This window comes from Bacillus sanguinis (genome assembly GCF_018332475.1).
Classification (GTDB): domain Bacteria; phylum Bacillota; class Bacilli; order Bacillales; family Bacillaceae_G; genus Bacillus_A; species Bacillus_A sanguinis.
On sequence record NZ_BOQB01000394.1, the window covers coordinates 1 to 4,407 of the forward strand.

Genomic DNA, 4,407 nt, shown 5'->3' on the forward strand with positions numbered 1-4,407 from the left:
GACTACGAGTAACGCTTTGAGTTGCGATTTAGGTGTAGACAGATTATTAAGTTGCATAACAAATACAGGTGATGCATTTTTAATTGATGGGGACTATTTTGAATTATTTAGTTGTTGGGTTGGTGATGAAGATAAGGAACGAGTGGGAGAATTAAAAATAAATCATTTTAATATAGATAAGATTTGTATTCCGGAAAGAACTCTTGTTAGGATAGAAAAGTAAAGGAATATACGTTATTAGAAAAAAGCGACTTCACTTTGTATGAAGTCGCTTTTTTGTTGATATGTGAACGTCCTATTAAATAAGGAGTGAAAAGCTCATTTGATGAAGAAAAAATAAATGATGGATAAAAATATAATTTAAATCATTTAAAAAGAACGTAGGTTCGTGTATAATTAGAACTAATGTTCTTGCAGGTGCAGATAATATACGAGTAAGAAATAAAGTGAAACTTTAATTAGTAGGATGTTCATCGTCCGCTAATTATTAGCTTTCACCAATTAAGCGTTTACGGGCAGTTGATTTTCGTCTTACCTTCCTCTCATATGCCCGAATATTGAGGAGGGAGGCATAATGCTTGTTAATGCGAGATAAATATGAACCTAACAATTATTGAGAAATATTATGTTTGAAATTGAATAGATAAATGATCAAGGAGATAAAGAAATGAATGATGTAAAGGTGCAGAAAGTAGAAAGAGAATGGGTTCCATTTACAGTAATGTCGGAACAATTGTTAAGTATGCGAAAGGTTGTTGGAGAGAAGTTTAAAGTACAAAAACCGCTTGTAACAAACGAAGCAAAAGAGAGAGTTTCTGATAAATTATTAACGTCATTATTGTCTGAGAAAGAAATATTGGTGACATATTTTGAAGATGGATACATACTTACAAGCTATATGACAGTTGTGCATATAAACCCGCTAAAGCGCATTGTAATATGTACTGACGCATTTTATAAAACTTACGTATTTAATACATCGGATATTATTGAAATAATGTAAAGGAAGCTAAAATTTTAATTTTTTCTTCCTTTACGTTATGTTAGATGAGGGATATAAAAAATGAAACGAAAAAGCAGCTAGCTTCATACTAGCTGCTTAGCCCCAGGGAAAGGGAGAAAAAGATAGGGTACTCCAAAAATCAACAATAGCTGTGTAACAGCCTGATTATAGTATAGACAAATTTAAAATTCCTAAACAGAACGATGAAAAAATAGGATTAGGCTGTACCAACTTGGTTTTGATCTGCAAGGTCAGAATCAAACGTATTAGTCGCGCTCACGCCATTAAAAGTATTAACAACAAAACCAACGTTTGAAGCACCAGATCCATTATAAGCCTTCGTATTTTCCTTCGGAGAAACGTTGTAGAAATCACCTAAGTTAAATGAACCGTTACTATTTTGTACAACTAAATTCCCTACAACTGAGGGCATGGTTTTCACCCGCTTTACAATCATTTGTTAATACTACTATATGGTCTTATAGTCCAAATGGTTCATGTAACAAAAATTGTGGAATAGTAAAACGTTTGAAGTGTAGCTTAATCCTACAATAAAAGTATGTTAAAATTAATGTAAGGTCGATTAATTTTTTGAAAAATTGTATAATTGATATATGCGAAATAAAAGGAGGCAAAATGTAATGAATAATGTTATAAAAAAAGTAGATTTAACAGATGCAAAATCAAGTAATCTTGTTGCGCTTATTTATAGCAATGAAGTTATTTTGGTTGAAGAAGCATTTTGTCCAAATGAAATAAAATTAAAGTTTAATGAAATTGCAATTTTATCGGCTATTAAAACAGCAAATATAATGAAAGTATCCATCAGAAAAGAACTGGAAGCAATTTTTCATGACACTGGTGTTTTATTTGTGAAGCATAGTGTTGAGTATGGTAACAGTCAGTCTATCACTATGCATTTTGAGCAATTTAAAAAGTTGCAACATGAGATTGAGAATTTATATAAAAGTATGTAATAAGAATAAATGAAGATTTTTTCATAGAGGTGAACAGTTCTATGTTGAAAGTTTTTTAGATGAATCTCACTGTAAACGTAAGTATAAATTAATTGAGATGCAGGATAATGAAGATTATAAAACTGCTAAGCTAGGTGTAGCTTATGTGTATCGGTGTAAGAAATGCGGGAAAGAGAAGCTGAAATTTAAAAGTAATAACGAAATAAATAATGATTTTCTTGATACATAAAAAAGAGTAACCGTTATCGTTACTCTTTTTACTTATATAAAAACTCCTACTAAAGTATGAAATGAGTTGATACTTTAGTAATTGGCTGAATAAAAAAGAAGATAATAAAATATTGTAAAGGAGGAGAGAGGCTTGAAACGAAATAACAGTGGGAAAAGTGTAATTATTACAGGAGTGACGCAAGGGTTAGGTCGTGCAATGGTTGATCGATTTCATGAATTGGGATGGAATATATATGGCTGTGGACGTTCAAAAGATAAAATTGAAGAATTGAAAAAATATTATGGTAATACACATGATTTTCAAATAATTGATGTTTCAGATTCTCAGCAAGTAAGCGATTGGGCGAATTATATACTTCATAGAAATAGAGCACCTGATTTGTTAATAAATAATGCATCGATTGTTAATAAAAATGCGCCACTGTGGAAAGTAACCGCTCAAGAATTTGAAAATATAATGAATGTAAACGTAAGTGGTGTAGTAAATGTAATTAGGGCATTTGTCCCAGCGATGGTAGCTAGGAAAGAAGGAATGATTATTAATATGAGTTCTAGTTGGGGCCGAGAGGGGGAAGCTGAGCTGGCGCCATATTGTGCCTCAAAGTTTGCAATTGAAGGTATCACGAAATCTATGGCACTTGAACTTCCCTATGGTATGGCTGTTGTTGCTTTAGATCCAGGCGGAAGTATTAGTACCCCAATGCTGTATTCATGTGCACCACAGTATGTAAATGAATCACCCACACCTGAAATGTGGTCACGTAATGCAATTAAATATATATTAAATATAACAATTGATAAAAATGGAGCTTCATTGACATGCCCAGAATGCATGTGAATATTTATTAAATTGGCATATTTTAAGTGATACATGCTTTGTCTAAAAAGGTACCTTAAAGGTGCTTTTTTGTATGATTAACACATTTTAGAATGCACAAAATTACACATAGAAAATAAATATGAGATAAAGGATGCCATTTGTATATGTCGAAAGCGCTAGAGAATTTCTAAATAGGTGATAAGAATGAATCCAAGTAGTTTAAAAGTGACAGGATCATGGTTTCAAGTAGGAGGAAATCTTACAGCGGCTATTGGGACGACAAGAGGATTTAGTGGAGAAGAGAAAGTTGAATCGGATCTTGTAATTGTAGGAAGCTCATTACAAGCTCTCGGGTATATATTACAAATTATAGCGAGTAATGATATCGAAGATGAAGATGAAAGAGAAAATCAAAATATGTGTTTGGAGAATAAAAGTGAAATGCTAGATAAAATGGGCATTGAGTTATTAGCATTGGGGAATATATCAAATGTAATAGGAACATATTTTAATATAAATGAACAATTGAAAGAGAATGATTATCTCATAATTGTCGGGAACAGTTTACAATCAATTGGAGCTTTTTTAGGAGTAGAAGCAGCTTTGTTTCAGATGAAAACTTTGCAGAGAATTATTATATTAGGTAATTCTCTGCAAAGTTTAGGTGCTGGACTTCAAGCGTATCAAGGTATTATTAATATATCAAATAATGAAACAGAAAAGGCAGACAGTACGGTTGATAAGAAAAATGAGAGAATAATAGCACTCATTGGTGTTTGGATACAAGCGATAGGAACTGCTATTTCTGCGATTGGATTAACTATAATAGAGAAAGAAGAAAAGTTAGAAAAAATAAAAATATGAAAATACACATTTGATAAAGGAAGGGGAATTTCAATTTTACATACGTGGTAAGATTGAAGTAGTAGGTTTTTAGGCATTTGAATAGAATATATAAGAGTAGAAAAGTTTTTCGTGCTTAATTGGAATGTGTGATATATAAAAATAATTGGTTTTGTGAGCGTTTGAAAAGAAGAGAGATAAAAAATACAAAACAAGGAGTTTTCCAGAGATGATGTATTTATTGGCAATTCTACTACCACCTGTAGCCGTATTATTTTGCGGAAAACCATTTCAAGCAATCATTAACTTCATATTAACATTAATATTTTGGGTTCCAGGAGTTATACATGCGATATTAGTTGTACATGATAAAAAAGCAGACCGGAGATTAAAAAAACAAATTCAAGCGTATGATCAAATGAATAAGAGGGATAGAAGATAGCTAAGTCGTGAAATGGTTTTAAAAAGAAAGGGGGGTTACCTCCTTTCTTTTTTTCATAATATTTAAGTTTAAATTTTAGTATAGCGGTAAG

The 4,407-nt window shown here is 31.8% G+C and carries 7 protein-coding genes and 1 pseudogene; 7 read left to right on the plus strand and 1 reads right to left on the minus strand.

Annotated features, from left to right (window positions below; genetic code table 11):
- Positions 1-223, plus strand: a 223-nt coding sequence (locus KI369_RS26665) for a hypothetical protein (RefSeq protein ID WP_238484963.1), incomplete at its 5' end; no start/stop codon positions are given.
- 444 nt (positions 224-667) lie between these two features.
- Positions 668-1,003 (plus strand): YolD-like family protein, encoded by a 336-nt coding sequence (locus KI369_RS26670; RefSeq protein ID WP_212958517.1) that lies wholly within the window; start codon positions 668-670, stop codon positions 1,001-1,003.
- A gap of 217 nt (positions 1,004-1,220) precedes the next feature.
- Here the strand turns inward: KI369_RS26670 and gerPF are convergent, their stop codons facing one another.
- The gene (gene gerPF, locus KI369_RS26675; RefSeq protein WP_001141565.1) at positions 1,221-1,436 is read right to left on the minus strand and encodes a spore germination protein GerPF; all 216 of its coding nucleotides are present in this window, start codon (positions 1,434-1,436) and stop codon (positions 1,221-1,223) included.
- A gap of 208 nt (positions 1,437-1,644) precedes the next feature.
- On the opposite strand from gerPF, the gene KI369_RS26680 reads away from it, so the two are divergent.
- From KI369_RS26680 to KI369_RS26695, 5 genes and pseudogenes are all read left to right on the plus strand, one after another.
- Positions 1,645-1,980 carry a hypothetical protein gene (locus KI369_RS26680; protein WP_212958519.1) on the plus strand — a complete coding sequence of 112 codons (336 nt, stop codon included), beginning with the start codon at positions 1,645-1,647 and terminating at the stop codon, positions 1,978-1,980.
- Positions 1,981-2,029: 49 nt separating this feature from the next.
- Positions 2,030-2,209: pseudogene (locus tag KI369_RS29795) on the plus strand (hypothetical protein); the annotation flags it as partial.
- 111 nt (positions 2,210-2,320) lie between these two features.
- A complete protein-coding gene (locus KI369_RS26685; protein ID WP_438800518.1) occupies positions 2,321-3,049 on the plus strand; it encodes an SDR family oxidoreductase in 729 nt (242 codons plus the stop codon).
- A gap of 186 nt (positions 3,050-3,235) precedes the next feature.
- Positions 3,236-3,895: a DUF6944 family repetitive protein gene (locus tag KI369_RS26690; protein WP_212958523.1), complete on the plus strand. Its 660-nt coding sequence runs from the start codon at positions 3,236-3,238 to the stop codon at positions 3,893-3,895.
- Positions 3,896-4,103: 208 nt separating this feature from the next.
- The gene (locus tag KI369_RS26695; protein ID WP_144611289.1) at positions 4,104-4,316 is read left to right on the plus strand and encodes a YqaE/Pmp3 family membrane protein; all 213 of its coding nucleotides are present in this window, start codon (positions 4,104-4,106) and stop codon (positions 4,314-4,316) included.
- Positions 4,317-4,407 lie beyond the last annotated feature (91 nt).